Origin of the sequence: Pseudoalteromonas sp. Ld19 (assembly GCF_045064135.1) — a bacterium.
GTDB classification, from domain to species: Bacteria; Pseudomonadota; Gammaproteobacteria; order Enterobacterales; family Alteromonadaceae; genus Pseudoalteromonas; species Pseudoalteromonas aliena.
On record NZ_JBISHA010000021.1, the window covers coordinates 915133 to 934287 of the forward strand.

20 protein-coding genes and 1 pseudogene are annotated in these 19155 nt (G+C 36.9%); 4 read left to right on the forward strand and 17 right to left on the reverse strand.

Annotated elements, in window-relative coordinates:
* Positions 1-147: 147 nt before the first annotated feature.
* Complete coding sequence (locus tag ACJJVZ_RS16220; protein ID WP_405599367.1) at positions 148-1578, reverse strand: serine hydrolase domain-containing protein; 1431 nt, start codon at positions 1576-1578, stop codon at positions 148-150.
* Positions 1579-1737: 159 nt separating this feature from the next.
* Here ACJJVZ_RS16220 and ACJJVZ_RS16225 point away from each other — a divergent pair, with 159 nt between their 5' ends.
* Together ACJJVZ_RS16225 and ACJJVZ_RS16230 are read left to right on the forward strand one after the other, a co-directional pair.
* Complete coding sequence (locus tag ACJJVZ_RS16225; protein ID WP_405599364.1) at positions 1738-3810, forward strand: winged helix-turn-helix domain-containing protein; 2073 nt, start codon at positions 1738-1740, stop codon at positions 3808-3810.
* Between the two features lie 212 nt (positions 3811-4022).
* A complete protein-coding gene (locus ACJJVZ_RS16230; protein WP_405599362.1) occupies positions 4023-5843 on the forward strand; it encodes a transcriptional regulator in 1821 nt (606 codons plus the stop codon).
* Between the two features lie 73 nt (positions 5844-5916).
* Here the strand turns inward: ACJJVZ_RS16230 and ACJJVZ_RS16235 are convergent, their stop codons facing one another.
* The 12 genes from ACJJVZ_RS16235 to ACJJVZ_RS16290 all read right to left on the reverse strand — a co-directional run bounded on the left by ACJJVZ_RS16235 (position 5917) and on the right by ACJJVZ_RS16290 (position 13486).
* Positions 5917-7581 carry an SUMF1/EgtB/PvdO family nonheme iron enzyme gene (locus tag ACJJVZ_RS16235; protein ID WP_405599360.1) on the reverse strand — a complete coding sequence of 555 codons (1665 nt, stop codon included), beginning with the start codon at positions 7579-7581 and terminating at the stop codon, positions 5917-5919.
* A 550-nt stretch (positions 7582-8131) separates the two neighbouring features.
* A complete protein-coding gene (locus ACJJVZ_RS16240; RefSeq protein WP_138586803.1) occupies positions 8132-8518 on the reverse strand; it encodes a hypothetical protein in 387 nt (128 codons plus the stop codon).
* On the reverse strand, positions 8515-8811 hold the full coding sequence (locus ACJJVZ_RS16245; RefSeq protein WP_182197579.1) for a hypothetical protein: 297 nt from the start codon (positions 8809-8811) through the stop codon (positions 8515-8517). Before ACJJVZ_RS16245 ends, ACJJVZ_RS16240 begins: the two co-directional genes overlap by 4 nt.
* Before the next feature lie 57 nt (positions 8812-8868).
* A complete protein-coding gene (locus ACJJVZ_RS16250) occupies positions 8869-9003 on the reverse strand; it encodes a hypothetical protein (protein ID WP_259365771.1) in 135 nt (44 codons plus the stop codon).
* Between the two features lie 270 nt (positions 9004-9273).
* Entirely contained in the window at positions 9274-9486 is a 213-nt protein-coding gene (locus ACJJVZ_RS16255) for a transposase (protein ID WP_404936263.1), read from the reverse strand.
* A gap of 194 nt (positions 9487-9680) precedes the next feature.
* Positions 9681-9998 carry an antibiotic biosynthesis monooxygenase gene (locus ACJJVZ_RS16260; protein ID WP_182701555.1) on the reverse strand — a complete coding sequence of 106 codons (318 nt, stop codon included), beginning with the start codon at positions 9996-9998 and terminating at the stop codon, positions 9681-9683.
* A gap of 106 nt (positions 9999-10104) precedes the next feature.
* A complete protein-coding gene (locus ACJJVZ_RS16265; RefSeq protein WP_405599357.1) occupies positions 10105-10431 on the reverse strand; it encodes a hypothetical protein in 327 nt (108 codons plus the stop codon).
* Positions 10432-10550: 119 nt separating this feature from the next.
* Positions 10551-10892 carry a hypothetical protein gene (locus ACJJVZ_RS16270; protein ID WP_405599355.1) on the reverse strand — a complete coding sequence of 114 codons (342 nt, stop codon included), beginning with the start codon at positions 10890-10892 and terminating at the stop codon, positions 10551-10553.
* 257 nt (positions 10893-11149) lie between these two features.
* Positions 11150-12124, reverse strand: coding sequence for a transposase (locus ACJJVZ_RS16275; protein WP_405599353.1), 975 nt, complete (start codon positions 12122-12124; stop codon positions 11150-11152).
* A gap of 76 nt (positions 12125-12200) precedes the next feature.
* The gene (locus ACJJVZ_RS16280) at positions 12201-12584 is read right to left on the reverse strand and encodes a GNAT family N-acetyltransferase (protein WP_405599351.1); all 384 of its coding nucleotides are present in this window, start codon (positions 12582-12584) and stop codon (positions 12201-12203) included.
* Between the two features lie 85 nt (positions 12585-12669).
* Positions 12670-12834 carry a hypothetical protein gene (locus ACJJVZ_RS16285; protein WP_405621678.1) on the reverse strand — a complete coding sequence of 55 codons (165 nt, stop codon included), beginning with the start codon at positions 12832-12834 and terminating at the stop codon, positions 12670-12672.
* A gap of 97 nt (positions 12835-12931) precedes the next feature.
* Positions 12932-13486, reverse strand: coding sequence for a hypothetical protein (locus ACJJVZ_RS16290; protein ID WP_405601939.1), 555 nt, complete (start codon positions 13484-13486; stop codon positions 12932-12934).
* A 260-nt stretch (positions 13487-13746) separates the two neighbouring features.
* Between ACJJVZ_RS16290 and ACJJVZ_RS16295 the strand changes: the two genes are divergently transcribed.
* Both ACJJVZ_RS16295 and ACJJVZ_RS16300 read left to right on the forward strand, forming a co-directional pair.
* Positions 13747-14439 carry a phage integrase N-terminal SAM-like domain-containing protein gene (locus tag ACJJVZ_RS16295; protein WP_405621681.1) on the forward strand — a complete coding sequence of 231 codons (693 nt, stop codon included), beginning with the start codon at positions 13747-13749 and terminating at the stop codon, positions 14437-14439.
* 145 nt (positions 14440-14584) lie between these two features.
* A pseudogene (locus ACJJVZ_RS16300) lies at positions 14585-14884 on the forward strand (tyrosine-type recombinase/integrase); the annotation flags it as partial.
* A 67-nt stretch (positions 14885-14951) separates the two neighbouring features.
* Here the strand turns inward: ACJJVZ_RS16300 and gltX are convergent.
* From gltX to proB, 4 genes are all read right to left on the reverse strand, one after another.
* On the reverse strand, positions 14952-16436 hold the full coding sequence (gltX, locus tag ACJJVZ_RS16305) for a glutamate--tRNA ligase (protein WP_405601942.1): 1485 nt from the start codon (positions 16434-16436) through the stop codon (positions 14952-14954).
* A gap of 39 nt (positions 16437-16475) precedes the next feature.
* The gene (locus ACJJVZ_RS16310) at positions 16476-16835 is read right to left on the reverse strand and encodes a glutaredoxin domain-containing protein (RefSeq protein ID WP_138585876.1); all 360 of its coding nucleotides are present in this window, start codon (positions 16833-16835) and stop codon (positions 16476-16478) included.
* Positions 16836-16907: 72 nt separating this feature from the next.
* Positions 16908-17867 (reverse strand): GGDEF domain-containing protein, encoded by a 960-nt coding sequence (locus tag ACJJVZ_RS16315; protein ID WP_405601945.1) that lies wholly within the window; start codon positions 17865-17867, stop codon positions 16908-16910.
* Positions 17868-17969: 102 nt separating this feature from the next.
* Positions 17970-19073: a glutamate 5-kinase gene (gene proB, locus ACJJVZ_RS16320; protein WP_405601947.1), complete on the reverse strand. Its 1104-nt coding sequence runs from the start codon at positions 19071-19073 to the stop codon at positions 17970-17972.
* Positions 19074-19155 lie beyond the last annotated feature (82 nt).

A 19155-nucleotide genomic window follows, 5' to 3' on the forward strand; every position in this document is an offset into this window, starting at 1 on the left:
TATATGGGGTCTATTTAACGTTAAAAAAATCACGCTAGGGCCTGTTTATCTTTCGAGGTTAAATTTGCAGCAGGCACCTGCTAATATTTTAAAAAGGGACTGGAGAAAGAGCCAATCCCGCCAACTTATTTTCTTAGAAGCTATTTATTACAAACGCTCTATCAATTGATCTACTTTTGCCACAACAGGCCATGCTGAAGATTGAAAGTTACCTAATACTACTAAAATGTAGCCTTTGTCTTGATACATATTTAGTCTGGCTGTCATACCTAAATGAGCACCATTATGACCCACTATTTTGTTATTATCAGCGCCTCTCACTGAAAATCCATACCCCCAGTTTTCTGCACCAAGTTCGGGCTTCGAAGTAAGAGCTTCTTGGGAAAGTTTACGACTAATTAAAGTTCCATTTTGCATTGCTAAAGCGAACTTATGTAAATCGCCTACCGTAGAATACCCACCTCCAGCAGGACCCCCTTTAACTGATTGAAACATTAAGTTTTCAGTAATTTCTCCAGTTTCAACTGAAAACCAATAGTTACGCGCAGTATTCCTAATAGGTACATCCAAATCAAAACTACCACTATGTTGCATATTAGCTTTCTGATAGATGTTTTTATCAATGTATGTAAAATAACTTTCCTTAGTAACAGATTCAATCACCTGACCAAGTAATAACATACCTGTATTACTATATCGCCATTGAGAGCCTGGTTTAAACGTTGTTTCAATGGAGCTGTATAAATGTTGAATATCTTCAAGTGAACGTACTTTATACTGTATTTCGTCAACCCCAGCTATATTACTAATACCTGATGTATGACTCAGTAAGTGGTGAATATGGATTTTATCAAAGTCTCCCTTACCTAACAGGGTTTTATCAATGAACTTAGTAATCGGATCATCAAGCAATACTTTTCCTGCTTCAACAAGTTGCAAAATAGCGACGCTAGTAAACATCTTATTCATCGAACCTATTTGAAATTTAGTATCTAAATTATTTTTAACGTCATAGCGTCGAGAGGCTAAGCCATGCGCTTTAGTAAATAAAACTTTGTTACCTTTGGCAAGCAATATTGTTCCTGAAAAAATGCCATTTTTAGCAAGTAGATTGCTATAATTTTTTACCTCATTAACTAATTGTGGCTCAGTTAAAGAAATTATATCAAGGCTTTTGGGGGTTTCTCCAACAAACCAGCCCGTAACGGCTTGTTCTTCGTTAAAATCAATAACCATTTCGTACTGCATGTCGGTATTTTTTGAATGCACTTTACTAATGTGCTGTATGCGGTTATTGGAAGTATCAAGCTCTGTTGAAAGTAGGCTTAATGATCCATGAAAAAGTGCTACGTTCATCGAATAACCAACATAACGATCTTTTCCTGTATTATCCCAACGAGAAAGTGCATCAGGCGAAAAGTTTTTTACAATAAAATCTTCGACCTGTTTTAAATCTTTGCTGTTTAAAACAGATATAAACTCATTAGCTAGCTTATTGTAGTTTAGCTTATCTGCTGCTAGCGCTTGATTGCAGATAATTGTTATTAAAAATAATAGTGTTACTAAATATCGCTTCATTATGTATTCCTTTTGTAGTTTATTTATTAATATAGCGCTGACCTTTCGATTCCTTTTTAACTGTTGTTACCAAGAGAAAGCGATGAATTAGTAATTAAGAAAACGTTAAGAAAAGCTTAAGGGGTATATATCTATTAATAACAGTGGGATGGGAAAGGTTTGAGCGTAAACGAACTACCAAATAAATTTTATATTGATGATTTTTTAATTAATATCAAAACCGGTGAGGTTATATATGAAGAGAAATCTCAGGTAATTGAACCAAAAGTAATGGCGCTTTTGAAGACGTTGGCACAAAACCCCAAAAGAGTTATTGCAGCTGAAACGCTTTTTGAAATTGTTTGGCCTCAAGCAATTTACAGTCCAAACTCAGTTCGTAGAAATATAGCCTTGTTAAGGCAAGCGTTATCTGATGATGACAAACGCATTATCAAAACACATCCTAAACGAGGCTACAGCCTAGACTCCGAAGTTCGCTTTCCAGAAAAAAAAGCAAATGCATTATCAAACAAAAGCCCCCTTATAAAGTATTTAAAATTATCTTTACTCCTCATTCCTGTTTTCATCCTAATTAGCGTGTTTTTTAGTTTATCAGATACAAGTAAACAGGTTTCTTTGTTAAACCTAAAACCAATAACGGCAAGCAATGAACAAGAGCGCTATATGCAAATCAGTCCTGATGGACGATTTATGGCGTATATTCAAAATACCAATCAACCAAACAAGAGAAAAATATTAATTAAAGATCTAGTAACTGGCTCAAGCTGGCCCTTAAAGGATACTTTAAACGCATATACCTACCTTGCATGGGATTCTCACAAAAATGCCTTGGTGTATTCATGCCAAGATGAGAAAGGTATTTCATTTAATCGCTTGCTACTCGACGCACAATTAAAAGTAGTAAGTGAAGAGCTACTTTTTTCGCGTAGCGATATAACTTGGAATAGTTTATTTTTTATAGATAAGCGCCAACAACTTTATTATTTGGCCAATCAAAACAGTTCGGAGCATAGCCGAAACGTTAGTTTATATCGGCATAATTTGGAGTCAGGACAAACTGAAAAATTACTTAAACCAAATGACTACTTTAAACCTTATAAACTTGCTTTGTCTCCGACTCAAACACAATTAGCGTTAGTCGGTTTTAATAAACAAGCATTATCAGAAGTAAAGTTGTTAAACTTAGATAGTAATGATGTTGTCTCAATCGGACAAATAGATCATAACTGGTACTTCTTAACTTGGTTTGAAAACAATAAATCTTTATTACTTAGTAATGGCAGTGAATTAAAGCAACTCTCATTAAATGGTGACCTCACAACGCTTAACTACAAAAGCTATAACTTTTTAGTTTATCCGCAAATTATTAAAGATAAAATGTACTTTATTGAAGCCAAGTCAGATCAAGACATTTTACTGAGTAAATTAAAACAGCTTTCACCTCCCCAAAAAATAATAAACTCAAATACAATTGATAAAGCTGCAGCGCTTTCACCCGATGAAAAACACATAGCCTATGTATCAATAAAAAATGGCTATCCTCAGGTTTTTGCCAAACATATTGAGACAGACAAAGAACGAATATTATTCGAAAATTCAAAGCAAGAATTTGCTTTAACCAAACCAGTTTGGCACTGGTCAGGAAAGCGTATAGCGAGCAGTGTAAATAACAAACCGTTTATTATTGAGTTGGAGTCAAACCGATTCTCGATAAAATGGTTAAACATGATTATTGGTGAGCCTATAGTTTGGTACAACAAATCTGACGCTATATTGTATGTTGATAAAAAAACTCACAATGATGAACTAGTAAAGTTTAATCTTACAACTGATGAAAGAACGACATTAAAAATAAAACGAGCGCATGATACATTCTTTTTAAACCATAAAGACGAACTACTGAGCTTTGTAAAAGGTCAAGTCATACGCCATGATTCAGATAACACTTTACTCAAAAGCCCCTATTTATTTACTCAAATATATCCCGAAAAAAATGGTTTTTATTATCAATACACACAAAATGGCAAGCCATTAATAAACTATTACGATTACGATTACGAGTTAGGTGTACAAAATTTAAGTAGTAAAACCGAAGAGTTTTGTGCGAAATTTTGTGATCAAATAACCGCAGTAAGTGACAATATAATCTTACTCAAAAGCAAACATAAATCGGCAGACATTTTGGTTTTAGATATTACTTCAAAAAGCACAAAAGTGAGGGGGAGTTTATAGTTTCATAGCAACCAATCCTCAATCGGGGATTGCGTTGCCCTCACCCACTGGACCCACAATTATTTGCGACAAGCATGGATTGCCCCCTTTAGCTGCACAGGATACAGGGCCATAGTATTTTTAATATATGATTAACAAACTTATACTCTTTATCAGCTAATAAGTTAAGATGAGTGAAATAAATAACCAAATGATCCATTCTTATAAAAACAATGCGTTATAAATTTAATAATTTTGAATTTGATAGTACAAGCTGTGTACTAAAAAAAAATGGTGATGACTTAGCCATTCGACACAATGAAGCCAAAGTACTAAAACTATTACTAGAGCATTCGAATCATGTCTTTAGTAAAGAAGATATTTTATCTCATGTCTGGAAAAATAAAGTTGTATCGGAACAAGCCGTTTTTCAAAGTATTAGCAATCTAAGGAGGCTGTTGGGTAACCACGCAATTAAAACCTTTTCAAAACGAGGTTATCAGTGGCAACTCCAAATTGATTCTAAACATTCTGATGTTGAGGCACACTGCAACATCAGTCAAAATAAACCACTGCAGCATGAAAATACTTTATCAAAACCAAAAAGCCGAAACCATTGGATAACCATTGCACTTAGCGGTATTGCCCTTCTTGTATTTACTATCATTAATAACAATACTGACCAACCTCAAACAGATGAGAGCTCAGTTATTAATATTTCTTATATAGCAATAAGCAATCAACGAGGGACGGAAACCTTTAAGCTCAATGATACTGAACTCTTTAGCTTTACCGAATTACCTCAACTAAATACGGCGCATTTTCAGGTTTCAGCGGAGTTTGAATACCCACTTTTAGCAAAAGAACACCCATTGATTTTATCTGGCACTATTCGCACACATCATAATTTGACATATATTGATTTTATATTAAAAGGCCCATTTGCAGATTGGCAAGGGCAATTATCTGGAGTAAGTCAACAAGCCGCTTTAAATCAGTTACAACAACATTTACAGCAGCCAGTTATTTTAGAATTGCTTAATAAAGCCCAAACACTCGAACTCAAGCAAGCAAATTTATCCATTGCTCATCAGCAAGCACCACATGATCTCATTATCCTTGGCCATCTAGCTAATACTTATATAATGATGGGAGAACTTGATAAAGCGATGGTGATGGCAAATAAACTAGAAAAAATAGCTATTTCACAAAATAAGACACACCATGTAGGCAATGCTTTGCTCTTTCAAAGTGAGGTATTAATCCGTAAAGAGCTATTTGATTTAAGTAAATATAAGCTCAGTAATGCTATTAAGCAGTATCAAAATATTAATGATTTGCACAGACAAGCAGACGCGTGGTTTACGCAATCTTGGATAGACCATAACCAAGGCAATTACCAAGCAATTAAACAAAGCCTACTTAATTCAGTGCAATTAGCTTTTGATGCACAAGATAAACGACGAGAGCTAAGCGCCTTAACTTATCTATCTGTATTAGCCCATAAGCATCAGCAAGAGGATGATAAATACCTTTATTTACAACAAGCAGAAAATAAAATGAAGGATTATCAAATGCCTAACTATCACTTTGCTATAGTGCCGTATCACTATGCTATTTTTGCTAAAAGCCTACAAGATAAAGAGCCTCATTTAAAACAAGTACTAGAGCTTGCTACATTAACACCTAATTTTTGGGCTGCACAAAGCAGTCGTCAGCAATTGATGGAATATTATATAAATCAAAATAATCTGGCAGAAGCACAAAATCTTATTAATGATATTACTACGGATAATGCCAAGAACTCCTACTTAAAAACATTGTTAGCTCAAGCACTGAAAAATGATGATGCATTTACAACTCATGCACAGCGTACTTTTGAGCAAGCTGAGTTGGCGGGTGACCTTTATCTCAGCTTAGATATGGCGTTACTAATTTGTAGCTCCCAAAGTATGCAAGATAATTATGATTTTTATTCTCAATATATTGATAAAAAAGGGACTGACTACTGGCGACGTAATAATGAAAAAAAACTGTTAGCATTAAATTTATAATGTTATCCAAAACTGGATTTAAAATAGTAAGAGACAGCAATACCACGGTCTCTTATTTTATACTTTACAGAAACTAATGTGGGTTAAAGCTTACCCAATTTAATTTCCAGTTTTTATCAAGTGATTTTAGGGTCAGCTTATTTTCACCTTGTTTCAGATAAAAATAAGTGGATCCTCTTTGTGTTTGCCATTTTTTATAACCACCTGTACTCGTTATTTTTTCTACTGCTAATTCCTTACCATTGATTACAACTGCAAAACCTTTTGTATCTCTAGGAGCCGCTACACGGTAGCTAAGGTTATAATTTCCTGAGTGTGCGACTTTAAGCTGATAGTTTATTATCGCATTATCACTAATTCCCTCCCCTCCAGTTAAATTAAATTTACCATCAATATCAGAGGTTCTTCCGATGCTAGCGTTACTAAACTTAATGGCAGATTCTGCTTCCACTCTGCCAGGTGCATGCACCCATGATGTCGGCGTTTTTACGACATTACTGTAATCACCTTGTTGATTATGCCTTACCGCAACAACAGTATATTCATATTGATGGTTATCTATATTGGCATCTTTAAATGTAGTTTCAATTATATTTGCAGCCAATAGTTTAAACACACCGCCAGTAGCTGCATTTCTATAGATTCGATAACTTTCAATATCACTTTGAGAACTTTTATCCCACTTTAAGGTAATAATACCCGCTTCTTTATCTAGTTTTAAGTTTGTTACAGTGGCAGGGTAAGGTAAAACAGCATCACGTCTTAATTGTTCGCTGCGTTGAGCTGTTTTGAGTGCTTTGATAAATTTTACAGTGTTGCTAGATATAGCTGGAGCAGCTCCATCTAGTGCAATTCGAAACCCCTCTACTGCCCCTACAAAGTCCTCACCCACAACGCCCCTCTGGCTTACGGGAAAAGTATTCCAATGCCAACTACCTCCTCGTGCTACCCTATATTTACAATCATTATCTATCCAAGCCTGACCATCATTGTGCGCGTTTTTATAATTATCTTTATAACAATCAGTAATGAACTCAACCACATTACTAACGATATCGTGTAATCCAAAGGGATTAGGTTTGTACATTCCAACGATACTTGCATAAGCCGCGTGATCAACACAGTTCGATTTGCCATTAAAAAAATTGACATAACTCGTACTCGAGTCCCGTTGTAAAATATTCTCACCGGTTAAGTCGGCGGTGTTTTCGTATTCACAAACTAAGGCTTGTTCAAGATCGTCACCAAAGTAATACTTACTAGTTGTACCAGCCTTCGCCGCATATTCCCACTCTGCTTCACTCGGCAAACGATAAGGACGGCCAGTTTTTTTTGCTAACCACTGAGTATACGCGTTGGCTGCGAGCCAACCAATGCAATTTACTGGTTGAAAATCACTGGTATTGAGGGAGTTGTTCTCCCATGAACCATTGGTTTCTCCATAATTAAACCAACCATTTAACTGATGAATGCACTTGGTTGGCATTTCATAATCAGTTTCTTCAACAAACTGTCGAAACTCTCTTACGGTTACTTCATATTTCCCTAAACTAAACTCAGTTAGTGTCACTTTATGAATAGGTTGAGCATCTTCTTCTTCGGTGTTACCCATTTGAAAACTACCAGCAGGAATAGTTACCATAATGGGTTCAATTAGCTCACTGGCATTTTGATTAGCATAAAGCACAGCGCTATTTACTGATAAAAATAGGGGGATTATTAGTTTGTTTAGTTTCATTTACCTTTCCTTCTTAATGAAAGTGCCATCATGAAAAAATAAGTAAAATAAATCTTATGAAAAACCTAAACACTGATAAAAATAGAAAAAATATAGATAAACACACCCTAATCACAAACAACCTGACACAAAAAAGCCGAGCTTATTTTACTAAGCTCGGCTTTTAATACCTTTAAAAACTGACTATTGAGCCGTTATTATTAAATATTTTACACTTGGGTATTCGCAGTATGCGCGCTCTATATTTTTATCCTGTTTTTTAGAAAGACCTAAATGAGCAAGTGCTACACGTAAACGAGTTAGAGTGGGTGTCTAATTTAATTCCACTGTAAAGGCCCTTGTAGAAGCTCAAAAACAAAAGGAATTAACATTGCGCTAGGCAATGACTATTTAGCTTCACAAGGTTTAGTATCATTGAGAGATATTTGGATCAATATTCATTACGGGAGATGAACCGCCCATTGCACTTACTACTAATAGAAAGCGCATGATGGGTGGTGTGGGGGCTGGAGGTTAGAGACCTCCGGCTACCCGATTATATCAAAACAGCTTAATTCCGAGCTAATGCAGCTAAACTGTTAGTATTGTTTTTTTCATTTAAATATATTTGTGAGGCTAAATAGTTTTGCTTTAACTCGAATTTAACTTTGTTAGAGCTTCCTTGCTCTGCCTGAGCATCAACTTCACACTTAGAGTTAATGTTACATCTTCTAATATGAATAACTATTTCGCCATTATCTTCTAAAAGATCAACACCAGGAGAGTAATATAAGCTTTCCATTAAAGGTGTGTAGCTCAACTCAACTTCTTTATCAGTAATCTTATAAGTGATATCAGAAATATCAGAAATTTTATAATCCATTTTAGTTTTTCCCTCTGTACAGCCTGAAATTGAAAATATAATACATACGATTAAAATTTGTATAAATTTATTCACCAACTTGTTCCTCTCATTTCTGGTGTAGCTGGAGAAACTCTTGAAGATGGACCTTTTCGTTTTTCAAGTTCTAGAATATGTTTTCCTAACTCCCTTGGTGTTTCAAATCCACTCCAATCATCAGCATCAATGGCAACACCAGTTACATCATCTAATAGTTCAGATGCCCATGAGGCACAGGTGTTTGTGTACCTCCAGACAACAATAGCCTTCAAGCCTTTATCAAGCTTAATCTTCTGAGCCATATTTAGAGTATAAAATCTACTGGCTCTTGGGAATTTAGTTCCTTCCAATCCAACTCTGATATCAGTTCCATCGCCATTATCTAGAGTCCTAGGGTGTTCATCAGGCTACAGTCCATAAACAGTAGTGGTTCCACTTCTAGTAACTGAAATCCATGCATGACCTCCAGTAAATCCCTCATTATCTCCTGCTATATTACTATGAATACCTAATATAGTTTTTTCCATTTGTTGTTTTGACATCCTATCTTTCCTTTTTTACAGTGATTAAAATTACCTAAACCCTTTTTTTGATATAACGAGCCTGTAGATTAACTCGTTTTTTTATTTGTTTTTATCGATAAACAAACCATAGCTAAGTTCCTATTTTGGTTCAATTGATTACTGTGTTTTTACGCAGAATATTAAAAAGTGTTTAGTGTGGGTTTTAGTCGCGTTTTGGAAGGAGTTACGGGTGTTTCAGTGGCTTTATTTTGGCTTAAAAGGGATTGCTTCTCTTTAATGCATCGCGTTTTACAGTTTTTCTATATTATGAACTACGCAATACAGTTGCCATTGCGTATTCACTTTCGTTTGACCTCGTAAGGTCAATTTATTCATGCCCTTGTTGCCGGTAATATTGCGCTTTTTATTTAAAGGAAAGCAAGCTCTATACAGCCAAGTTGTTTGCCATTCTTTAATAAACAGCTGTTGTCGTCCTATTTGGACGTCTATTTTAATTTCCATCTTGTCTACATTACTCAGCTTTTTACGTGATGCATTATTTATAACAACGCACTCTTCATACTGTTTTTGTTGACTTTTTTCGTAACAATTAGGATGGGTGTCATTCTAATTCTTGAAAAGTAAGGGATCACCGCTGTTAAAATTTGCGGTGGAAAGTGAGCTTTAGCGCTTGCTGTCCACCTCAGGGCGTGTTGTTATATGCCGTAATCTCGTTCTACTTTTGAAATACGAACTTTGAAAGATTCGTACCAAAATTTACGTCCAGTTTTTTGAGCTTCTAAGTGCTCTGAGTTAGCTTTCCAATTTTTAATTGAATCGAGATCTGCCCAATAAGAAACTGTTATACCAACATCTTCTCTTGCTGATTCCACTCCCAAAAAACCTGGCTGTTGTTCTGCTAATTCAACCATTCTATTTGCCATCTTCCCGTACCCATTATCACCTTCAGTGCGTGTGGAAGTGAAAATTACAGCAAAGTATGGAGGTTTTGGTGTATCTGCGATAACTGACAATGTAACTCCTAGGCATATAACGCCCTAATAATGGGCAAAAAATTGTTGGCTAAAATGTTGAGGAACGAAAACAGCCAACTGTTTTTTGTCCTTATTAATTAGCTTGTTATGTTTTTTTACTCTGTTCTTGTTTGATGATTTTAAGCAGTAAATCAATTCTGCGGTTTGTCTTTTTACTTTCAGCGGTAACCATGCCTTGAACAAAAGATGAGGCAATGAAAATAACGCACATTATTTGAAATAACTCACTCTCGATTGTAAAGAAACTATTTGCAAGTAGAAGCAAGCCAAATGGCGCAATAATAGAAAGAAAATCTTTAAGCCCCCAATCATTTGAACCAAGCTTATCAAATTCTTCTTTATATTTTTGAAGCTCAGAAATACGTTCTAACTCTATTTTAGCTTCTACCATTTTTACGTCACCATTATCCATTGAAAACACCATACTCCTGAAACACATAACGCCTTAATAAACGGCGAAAAATAGCAGGCTAAACTAAGCGAAGCATGAGCGCAAGCCTGCTGTTTTGCGTCCACTGTTTAATTAACTTGTTAGTTTTCGTTATACCAATTTTCCCAAATTTTAGGAGCGGGGTATTTCAATTTATATGCTTGAATATCGTCTTTACTTGCGTACTTTAAATAAACGCCAAAATAATCGATTAGATACTCTTCACCTGCTCCCATTCGCCAAAATATATTGCTAGGTTCATATTCAGGGAATTTTTCCCAAGGAGGTAAAGGAGGATTCGCTTTGAGTTCACTTTCAAACCTTTGCTGAAGCATGGCTTCCCAATCTTCAGCCGAAACTCCTTCAGGTGCTCCTATTTCATTAGAAGCCATAGTTGTCCCTGCAATCATAAACAAACTTAAAAATATAAAACGAATCATCATAAGAAAACTAACGCTCACATAAACCGCGAGAGCTTGCGAACGTCGGGCGACTGACGACTAAACTAGACAGCCACTCTAATTAAACAAATAAAACTGTGCTATTAAATTTACTTTTTCAGCTAAAAATTTATCTTTTACTAATGCGTTACTTTCATTTCATCCAGTAAATAAGCTATTTGTACTCTTAAGCCTAAATTAGGCGCATGAAAATACGCTGCATGATGCAGTTTTAACTTTTCTACTGAGTAATTTAAGGTTTATGCTAATAGCTTTTCACAATTACTTATATTAGCTCGCCGTTTTCTGCTTAAGTTTTCACAATAACTTGCTTGTGAGGTCGGCCTGCCTACTGCGCCGTGAAATACGCGTGTAAATTGTGTGGTGAGTTTTAACCAGTTTTCAGAGGAAATATTGACTCTTTCGAGTAAGGGTAAGTGTGTACTTTCAATATACCCTCGTTTGTCCTCTCGTATACAACGCCCTGTTAACTCAACAAGTTCAAGGTACGATTTAAGCTCAAACGGTAGCCCTTTTGGCATGATTTGACGTGGCATGCCTGCAAAGCGCTGGAGTTGTTTTGGTTGCTTGCCTTCTTTTGCGCATATTAGCCGTACTTGAGCACTGGTATGGTCTGATTCTTCAGGTGTTTTTGCCATTTTGGCTCTGATGGGGTTTAAATCTACATACGCCATGCAGGCCGCCAATGCAGCTTCATCCAATAATGCTTGTGAACTAAAACGTCCCTCCCAAAACCTGCCAGTGCAGTTATCTTCTTTATTTGCCCTGCGCGCAATGTCTTCATTTAACAACCGCATAAACCAACTAATACTTGATAGACGCTCTCGATATTTCTTTACTGTTTGATTAAAAAAGATAAGTTCAACTTTACTTAGCTTTTCACCTTGTATGTATTTTTGCGTAAGTACAGTGCCTTTGCAGAGTTTATGCCAGCGAATAATAATCGCTTTATCATTCAGCCTATTCGCTTTTTTATCATCAACGTACAGTACTAAGTGCGTATGATTGCTCATAACAGCATAAGCACAGACGTCAATACAAAACACCTTGGCTAACTCAAGCAGTTTGTCTTCAACCCAGCCTCTGCGGTGCTCGTAAGATTGACCAGTAAAATGGTCTTCACCGCACAAAAAAGCACGCCGAACGCACCGTGATATACAGTGGTAGTACTTTGTATCAACCAAACTTATTTGACGTTTTCTTGCGATTGCCATAAGACACCCTGCTTTTTTTTGCACTAAACAAAGCCTAGTACTTAGTTCACCAAACAGCAAAAATTAGGGTGGGTGTCTAGTTTATTTGTTGATTTAAAAAGGCTGAATCAATGATTTTGTATAAAGCTTCTGTGGCATAGCCGTACCCCCAATACTTAGAAGATAACTCGTAACCTATACCAGCATTCTTCATCTTTTGGTTCCATGAATTAAAGCCGCAGGTGCCAATTAACTGACCAGTGTCTTTTATACGAATAGCCCACCGAATGCCAATAGCCTCAGTGAAGCGAGAATTGAAGAATTCAATTAATTTTAACGATTGCTCTTCAGAATCATAAACGTCTATATCATAAAATTTGATAACGTCTTTATCTGAAAAAATATTTAATAATGCAGGGCTATCATCCACTGATAGCTTGGTAAGCATTAAACGAGATGTTTCTAACTCTGGGAAATCCACCTAAATCCTCCATGAAATATAACGAGCCTGTAGATTAACTCGTTTTAAATTTATTTTTATTGATGCATTAACCATAGCCGAGTTCCTATTTTGATTCAATCGTCAACTGACTTTCACGTAAAAATATAAAAAGAGGACTTGGTGTTCTATCATTTTTATCGCTAAACTTTTCAATTTCACTATGTTCTTTTGGAATAAAATAGAAAACAACTAAGGCCAAAATTGATATAGCAAGAGCAAATTTTTTCACGAAACCTCGACAGGAAACTAACGCCCCGCGCATGCGCGCGAACTTGTGAGCGTCGCAGGGGCCGAAGGCCCCGAATGACGCGGATTGTTAGGCTAGACTACTGCGGTTGCGCCCTAACAACTCGAAAAACTAATGGCTTTATACATACGTGAGAAAACCATGAAATCCCCGTCATTACCAATATACCTATGAGCGGTATTATTGCTCCAGTAAAAACTATTGAGCCAAACACATAACCAAAAATACACTCTGCTCTGTATATAGGCAGGAATAAACCGACTACTACCAAACCTAAAGACAAGTAAATTGCAACGTTTTCGTAGCCGACACTAAAGCTGAATGACTGCACAAAACTTAAAATCAGCATGCCAAAAAAACCAACGCGCACGACTCGTAAAGTCTTTGCCCTTACTGGCGCGTCATTAGGTTGGAGAGTTACACGCTTCTCTATCCGTACTGTAGAAAGCCAAGCCAAAAATGGGAGGATTAATAATCCCCACCAGTTTGATATTGAAGGATAATCAGGATGGTGCATCAAGTGGTGGCTCAATATTCCACCATTCAAATGTTCCCACAACAGATGTCCAACGACGAATAATATGGTAATTGAAATCACGTAGTATTTTAATTTTTCGAACTGCTTTTCAGTCATGTTTATCCTCGGAGTGCGGTGGTCGAAATATGTAGCCTAACAATTTTATAGTGCGCTCATCGCGCATATATCTGCCAATGTCACGCTCATGTATTCAATAATTCTTTTTTAACAAATAACTTAATACATTGCTATATATAATTTTTTATTAGCACTCAAACTATTAATAAAAGAGAAAATGCGCTCGTCGCTCATTTTCTTGAATATGGGAGCAGTACAAATATACTGTATATAAAAACAGCACTATTATTGGTGATAATATGAAAACACGTTCTCCATTTTTAAATTATATAGCCGATTATATGTTGGTACGTCAGTATTCATTACGCACCGTAGATACTTACCTAAGATGGATTGCATCTTATATCCATTTTCATAATAAACGCCATCCCGCCTCAATGGGAGACAATGAAGTCGAGCGCTACTTAGAACATTTAGTGTTAAAGCAAAACGTTGCACCACGTACGCAAGCGACTGCACTCAATTCATTGTCATTTTTATACAAGCACATAATAAAAAACGAACTTTCATTAAATTTAAATTTTGCCCGTAGTAAAAAACAAGCAAAGCTCCCTGTCGTGATGACCCCTGAGAAAGTTAAAATGTTGATGGCTCATTTAAATAAGCGCTATTATTTAATTGCAGCTCTTATGTATGTAAGTGGTTTAAGAGTGATGGAAGCGGCGCAATTAAGGGTGAAAGATATTGATTTTGATTTTGATTATAAATGTATTCAAGTATGGAATGGAAAAGGTAATAAACACCGCATTGTAACGCTGGCCATCGAGCTAATTCCTATGCTGAGAAATCAAATTTTGAATGTTGATGACTATTTAAAACTTGATTTAAATAATACGGAATATTCTGGCGTATGGATGCCATATGCCTTAACTAAAAAATATCCTTCAGCCGCAAAAACACTAGCATGGCAGTATTCATACCAACTTTATTAAAAACATGATCATTCTAGCGTATTAAATAACTCACTAACTACGTTAAAAATTATTTATATAGAACAACTATGTATCATAATTTTAGCCTTGTTATTTAGCTATTTTCTTATCGCTATAATAGCTCACTAATTTAATGCAATTGGTATTATTTCCCTCTCATATATTAAGTTCAGATCCTCAAAGTGGTGAAATAAGGCGACATCATTTTCATCACTCTTGCATTAGAAAAGAAGTGAAAAAAGCCGTTCAAAAATCAGGGTTAACAAAAATAATAACACCCCATACATTAAGGCACTCTTTTGCTACTCATTTACTGCAAAATGGCGTCGATATAAGAACCGTTCAAGCTCAGCTTGGCCATTCTGACGTTAAAACTACACAAATATATACCCACGTACTACAACAAGGTGCTAATGGTGTTATTAGCCCTTTTTCAAAATTATAAGTGACCCGATTAAAAAAGCCGAACTTATTTTACTAAGCTCGGCTTTTAAAAATACATTATTTAGCAATTATGCACTTGGGTATTCGCGGTACGCGCGCTCTATATTTTTAGCCTGCTTTTTAGAAATACCTAAATGAGCAAGTGCTACACGTAAACGAGCACGTGATAGGTCAGACCCTAATATTTCCATTGCATCAAGCACTGACGTACTTGACGTTTTGCCAGTAATGGCGACAAATATTGGCTCTAAAAAATCTTTAATCTTAAGCTCGTGGAATGTTGCAACTTCTTTTGCTATTGCAAAAATAGCGGGTTTGTCAAAGCTACGTAAGCCTTCAAGCTGCCATACAAAAAATTGTAGTGCTTGGCGAATCACGTTTTCGTCTGCTTTACCGGCAGTTAGTAACGCTGGATCGTAAGTTGGAATGCCCCCTACAAAATGCCCTGCTAGCTCAACCATATCAGAAAGCGTGTTGATGCGAGCTTTAGCTTCTGGCAATACTTTAGCAAGCATTTTACCGTTAAATTTCCAATCAACGAAGCGCTGCATTAGCTCTTCATCGGTTAGGTTTTCACGGATCCAAGTACCGTTTAACCAGCTTAATTTATCTACGTCGAATACTGGGCCACCAAGCGATACGCGCTTCATGTCAAAATTTTCAATCATTTCATTAAGTGTGAACTTTTCGCGCTCATCTGGCATTGACCAGCCCATGCGGCCTAAGTAGTTAAGCACGGCTTCTGGCAGGTAACCCATTTCTTTATAGTAATTAATAGAGGTTGGGTTTTTACGCTTAGACAGCTTTGATTTATCTGGGTTACGCAATAATGGTAAGTGACCAAGCACTGGCGCTTCCCAACCAAAGTCTTCATACAGTTTTAATAACTTAGGTGCTGAGTTAATCCATTCTTCACCACGGAAAATATGGCTAATTTGCATGTGGTGGTCGTCAACTACGTTTGCTAAAAAGTATGTTGGGAAACCATCTGCTTTTAATAACACTTGCATGTCTACGTTTTCCCACGGGATCTCAATTTCGTCACGTAGGTAATCGTTAAACTTAAATGTGCCTTCGCTTGGGATTTTCATACGTATAACGTAAGGTTTACCCTCAGCTAGGTTTGCTTTAATTTCTTCATCTGTGTGGTTTAAACCACGACCGTCGTATTTAGGGCGCAAACCTTCTGCCATTTGCTCTTCACGCATTTTATCAAGCTCTTCGCTTGTTGCAAAACAGTAAAACGCTTTGCCATCGTCAACTAACTGATGCGCGTATTTCTTATATAAATCGCTTCGCTCAGACTGACGATAAGGACCAAATTCGCCACCCACATCAGGACCATGATCCCACTCAAGCCCTAACCAGCGTAGGCTATCCATAATCGCAAGTTCAGATTCTGGCGTGCTACGTACTTGGTCTGTATCTTCAATACGAAGTACAAATTCACCGCCTTGTTGTTTAGCAAAACAGTAGTTAAATAAGGCGATATAAGCGGTGCCAAGATGCGGGTCACCAGTTGGCGACGGGGCAACACGGGTGCGAATTGTCATGGTATATTCTCTTTAAATAAGTGAGATAGTAAAAGTGGTTTATGCAGCTACTTTGTTTAAGTAAGCAATAATATCGTTTGATTCATACAACCATTGTACTTGGCCGTTTTGTTCTATACGCAGGCAAGGCACTTTAACTTTGCCGCCTTGCTCTAGTAGCTCTTGACGATATTGTTCATTATTTTTTGCATCACGCGTTTCTATGTTTAAGCCTTCGCGTTTAATAGCGCGACGTACTTTTACACAAAACGGGCATGCTTTAAATTGATATAGTTTAAATTGTGAGGTTTGCTGATCAAGCTTTGCTTGCTCGTCGCTTGCACGCTTTTTACTGCGGGGAGTAAATACAAAATTAAAGAATAAAATTATACAACCTAAAAACCAACGAACTAATTTCATGTTCTGCGCTCTGTTTACAACAATTTAAGGAGCCAGATTTTAGCACAAATTTACAATCAAAAAAGCTCAATACTATTGAGTTGTTGCCACTTCGTCATAAAGCGCTAATTCACTGCACGCTGTTACTTTGTTTCGGCCTGTTTTTTTAGAATGGTAAAGCGCTAAATCAGCCTGATTAACAATACTCGATACGGTATCAATGCTTTGTAATGCTAAAAAACCAATGCTGATTGTTAGCCGCTCAATTTGCGCAAAAGAATGATCGGCCACATTAACTCTAAGTCTATTTAATGCAGTGTAAGCTGCTGCTTGGCTTCTTGATTGAAATAAAATAGCAAACTCTTCTCCTCCATACCTAAATACATAGTCCTCAACTCTAAAATTATATTTTAATAATTTAGCCACTTGGGCAATAACACCGTCGCCCACTACATGGCCAAAATTATCATTCACATTTTTAAATAAGTCGATATCAGCAATCGCTAAATACCAACTTCGATCTTTGTTAACGTTCTGCCTTGGTAATAAAAAACCATTGCCAGACACTATTTCCATTACTTTTTTATCAAATGTTTGCCTGTTTAGTAGCTCGGTTAGCGGATCTAATCGAGACTTGTGTAAAAGCCATAGCTGATTGGCATAAATATTTAAAATATGTAGAGCCATAACACCGATGCGCTCTGGTAATTTTTGTGGTGTTTCTATGATCAACACACCAATCACATCTTCTAAATGATAAACAGGTACATAGCTTATTGTGCGCCCACCTGCATGGCTGACTCTAACTTTATTTGGCGTAGCTTTACTTAGTAACTGCTGTATTTTAGCCGGTTTTACATGCTCAATATCGCTTGGGGTGTTAATTAATTTAGGAGGGACCGGCACACAAAAGTACTTATTTATATAAATAGCAAAATTATCGACTTCCAGTAAATCGCTAATTACTTGGATAAGTGCAGCGTCTAAATCTCCTTCTTCCTCTTGTTGGGTAAGTGAAATAATCCACTCATGACCACATTTATTTGCTTGCATTTCCATGCCTAAACTGGTTAATCTGCAACCAGTTTAGTCAACATTTACGATTTTACTAAATTATGAGGCAATACTTGTAGGCTAATCTTTTTTGGTTAATATCTAAAGTAGCACTAAGTCATCGCGATGTAATACTTCTGCACCGCTGTCGTAATCAAGTAACTGGCCTATTTGATTAGAGTGCGCCCCTTTTATTTTTGTGACCTCAATACTACTAAAGCGTGTTAGGCCTCTTGCAATCACTTGATTTTTTGTATCAATTAAATCGATTAAATCACCGCGCTCAAAGCGACCAAATACATTAGTAACACCTTTTGCGAGTAAGCTTGCGCCTTTATTTTGCAGCGCTGTAATAGCACCTGAATCAATAACAATTTGCCCTGTACTTTTAGGCCCCGCTAGTAGCCATTTTTTACGACCATCTTTTGGGGCGGCAAGCTTTATAAAACGCGTGCCTGGTAACTCGTCACTCATACATCTTAAAATAACGTTTTTACCTGCGCCTTTAGCAATAATAACTTCAACGCCTGCACGCCTTGCAATATCGGCTGCTTGTAATTTGGTTGCCATGCCGCCAGTGCCTAAACTTGTGCCACTGCCACCAGCAAGTTGGCGCAGTTCATCGTTTATATGTGTTACTTCACCAATGAGGGTTGCATCGGCGTTTGTGCGCGGATCGCTGGTAAATAAGCCTTCTTGATCGGTAAGTAGCAGTAACTTATTAGCATTAGCCAAAATAGCGACAAGTGCCGATAAGTTATCGTTATCGCCAACTTTTATTTCACTGGTAGCGACTGCGTCATTTTCGTTAATGATGGGCACAACGTCGTAATTGAGCAGTGCGGTGAGTGTATCGCGGGCATTAAGGTAGCGCTCTCTGTCGTCTACATCAGCACGCGTAAGCAGCATTTGCCCTACATTTACACCATATAAAGCAAACAAGCTCTGCCAAATATGAATAAGTTGACCTTGTCCAATTGCAGCAAGCATTTGTTTATCAATTAAGCTTCTGCCACAGGGTTTTAATAGTTGCTCGCGCCCAGCGGCTACCGCGCCGCTCGATACCAAAATAACGTGATGACCCTGCTTTTTAAGCTCGCAGCATTGGCGTACTAATTCAACCATGTGTGCTTTATCTAGTTTATCAGTGCCGCCGGTAAGTACGCTTGTACCAAGCTTTACAACTATTACCTGTTCCCTTTGCATGTGCTTTTTACTACTGATTAATTAAAGATGAATTAATTTATACCAGCTCGGTATTTTTGAACAAGTTAAAAATATTCATGCT

What these genes read in the sequence shown, in the direction of transcription:
- ACJJVZ_RS16220 (WP_405599367.1), bottom strand. Translation starts at nt 1,578, where the DNA reads ATGAAGCGATATTTAGTAACACTATTATTTTTAATAACAATTATCTGC.
- ACJJVZ_RS16230 (WP_405599362.1), top strand. Translation starts at nt 4,023, where the DNA reads ATGCGTTATAAATTTAATAATTTTGAATTTGATAGTACAAGCTGTGTA.
- ACJJVZ_RS16235 (WP_405599360.1), bottom strand. Translation starts at nt 7,581, where the DNA reads ATGAAACTAAACAAACTAATAATCCCCCTATTTTTATCAGTAAATAGC.
- ACJJVZ_RS16250 (WP_259365771.1), bottom strand. Translation starts at nt 9,003, where the DNA reads ATGTCAAAACAACAAATGGAAAAAACTATATTAGGTATTCATAGTAAT.
- ACJJVZ_RS16255 (WP_404936263.1), bottom strand. Translation starts at nt 9,486, where the DNA reads ATGGAAATTAAAATAGACGTCCAAATAGGACGACAACAGCTGTTTATT.
- ACJJVZ_RS16265 (WP_405599357.1), bottom strand. Translation starts at nt 10,431, where the DNA reads ATGGATAATGGTGACGTAAAAATGGTAGAAGCTAAAATAGAGTTAGAA.
- ACJJVZ_RS16270 (WP_405599355.1), bottom strand. Translation starts at nt 10,892, where the DNA reads ATGATGATTCGTTTTATATTTTTAAGTTTGTTTATGATTGCAGGGACA.
- ACJJVZ_RS16275 (WP_405599353.1), bottom strand. Translation starts at nt 12,124, where the DNA reads ATGGCAATCGCAAGAAAACGTCAAATAAGTTTGGTTGATACAAAGTAC.
- ACJJVZ_RS16290 (WP_405601939.1), bottom strand. Translation starts at nt 13,486, where the DNA reads ATGACTGAAAAGCAGTTCGAAAAATTAAAATACTACGTGATTTCAATT.
- ACJJVZ_RS16295 (WP_405621681.1), top strand. Translation starts at nt 13,747, where the DNA reads ATGAAAACACGTTCTCCATTTTTAAATTATATAGCCGATTATATGTTG.
- gltX (WP_405601942.1), bottom strand. Translation starts at nt 16,436, where the DNA reads ATGACAATTCGCACCCGTGTTGCCCCGTCGCCAACTGGTGACCCGCAT.
- ACJJVZ_RS16310 (WP_138585876.1), bottom strand. Translation starts at nt 16,835, where the DNA reads ATGAAATTAGTTCGTTGGTTTTTAGGTTGTATAATTTTATTCTTTAAT.
- ACJJVZ_RS16315 (WP_405601945.1), bottom strand. Translation starts at nt 17,867, where the DNA reads ATGCAAGCAAATAAATGTGGTCATGAGTGGATTATTTCACTTACCCAA.
- proB (WP_405601947.1), bottom strand. Translation starts at nt 19,073, where the DNA reads ATGCAAAGGGAACAGGTAATAGTTGTAAAGCTTGGTACAAGCGTACTT.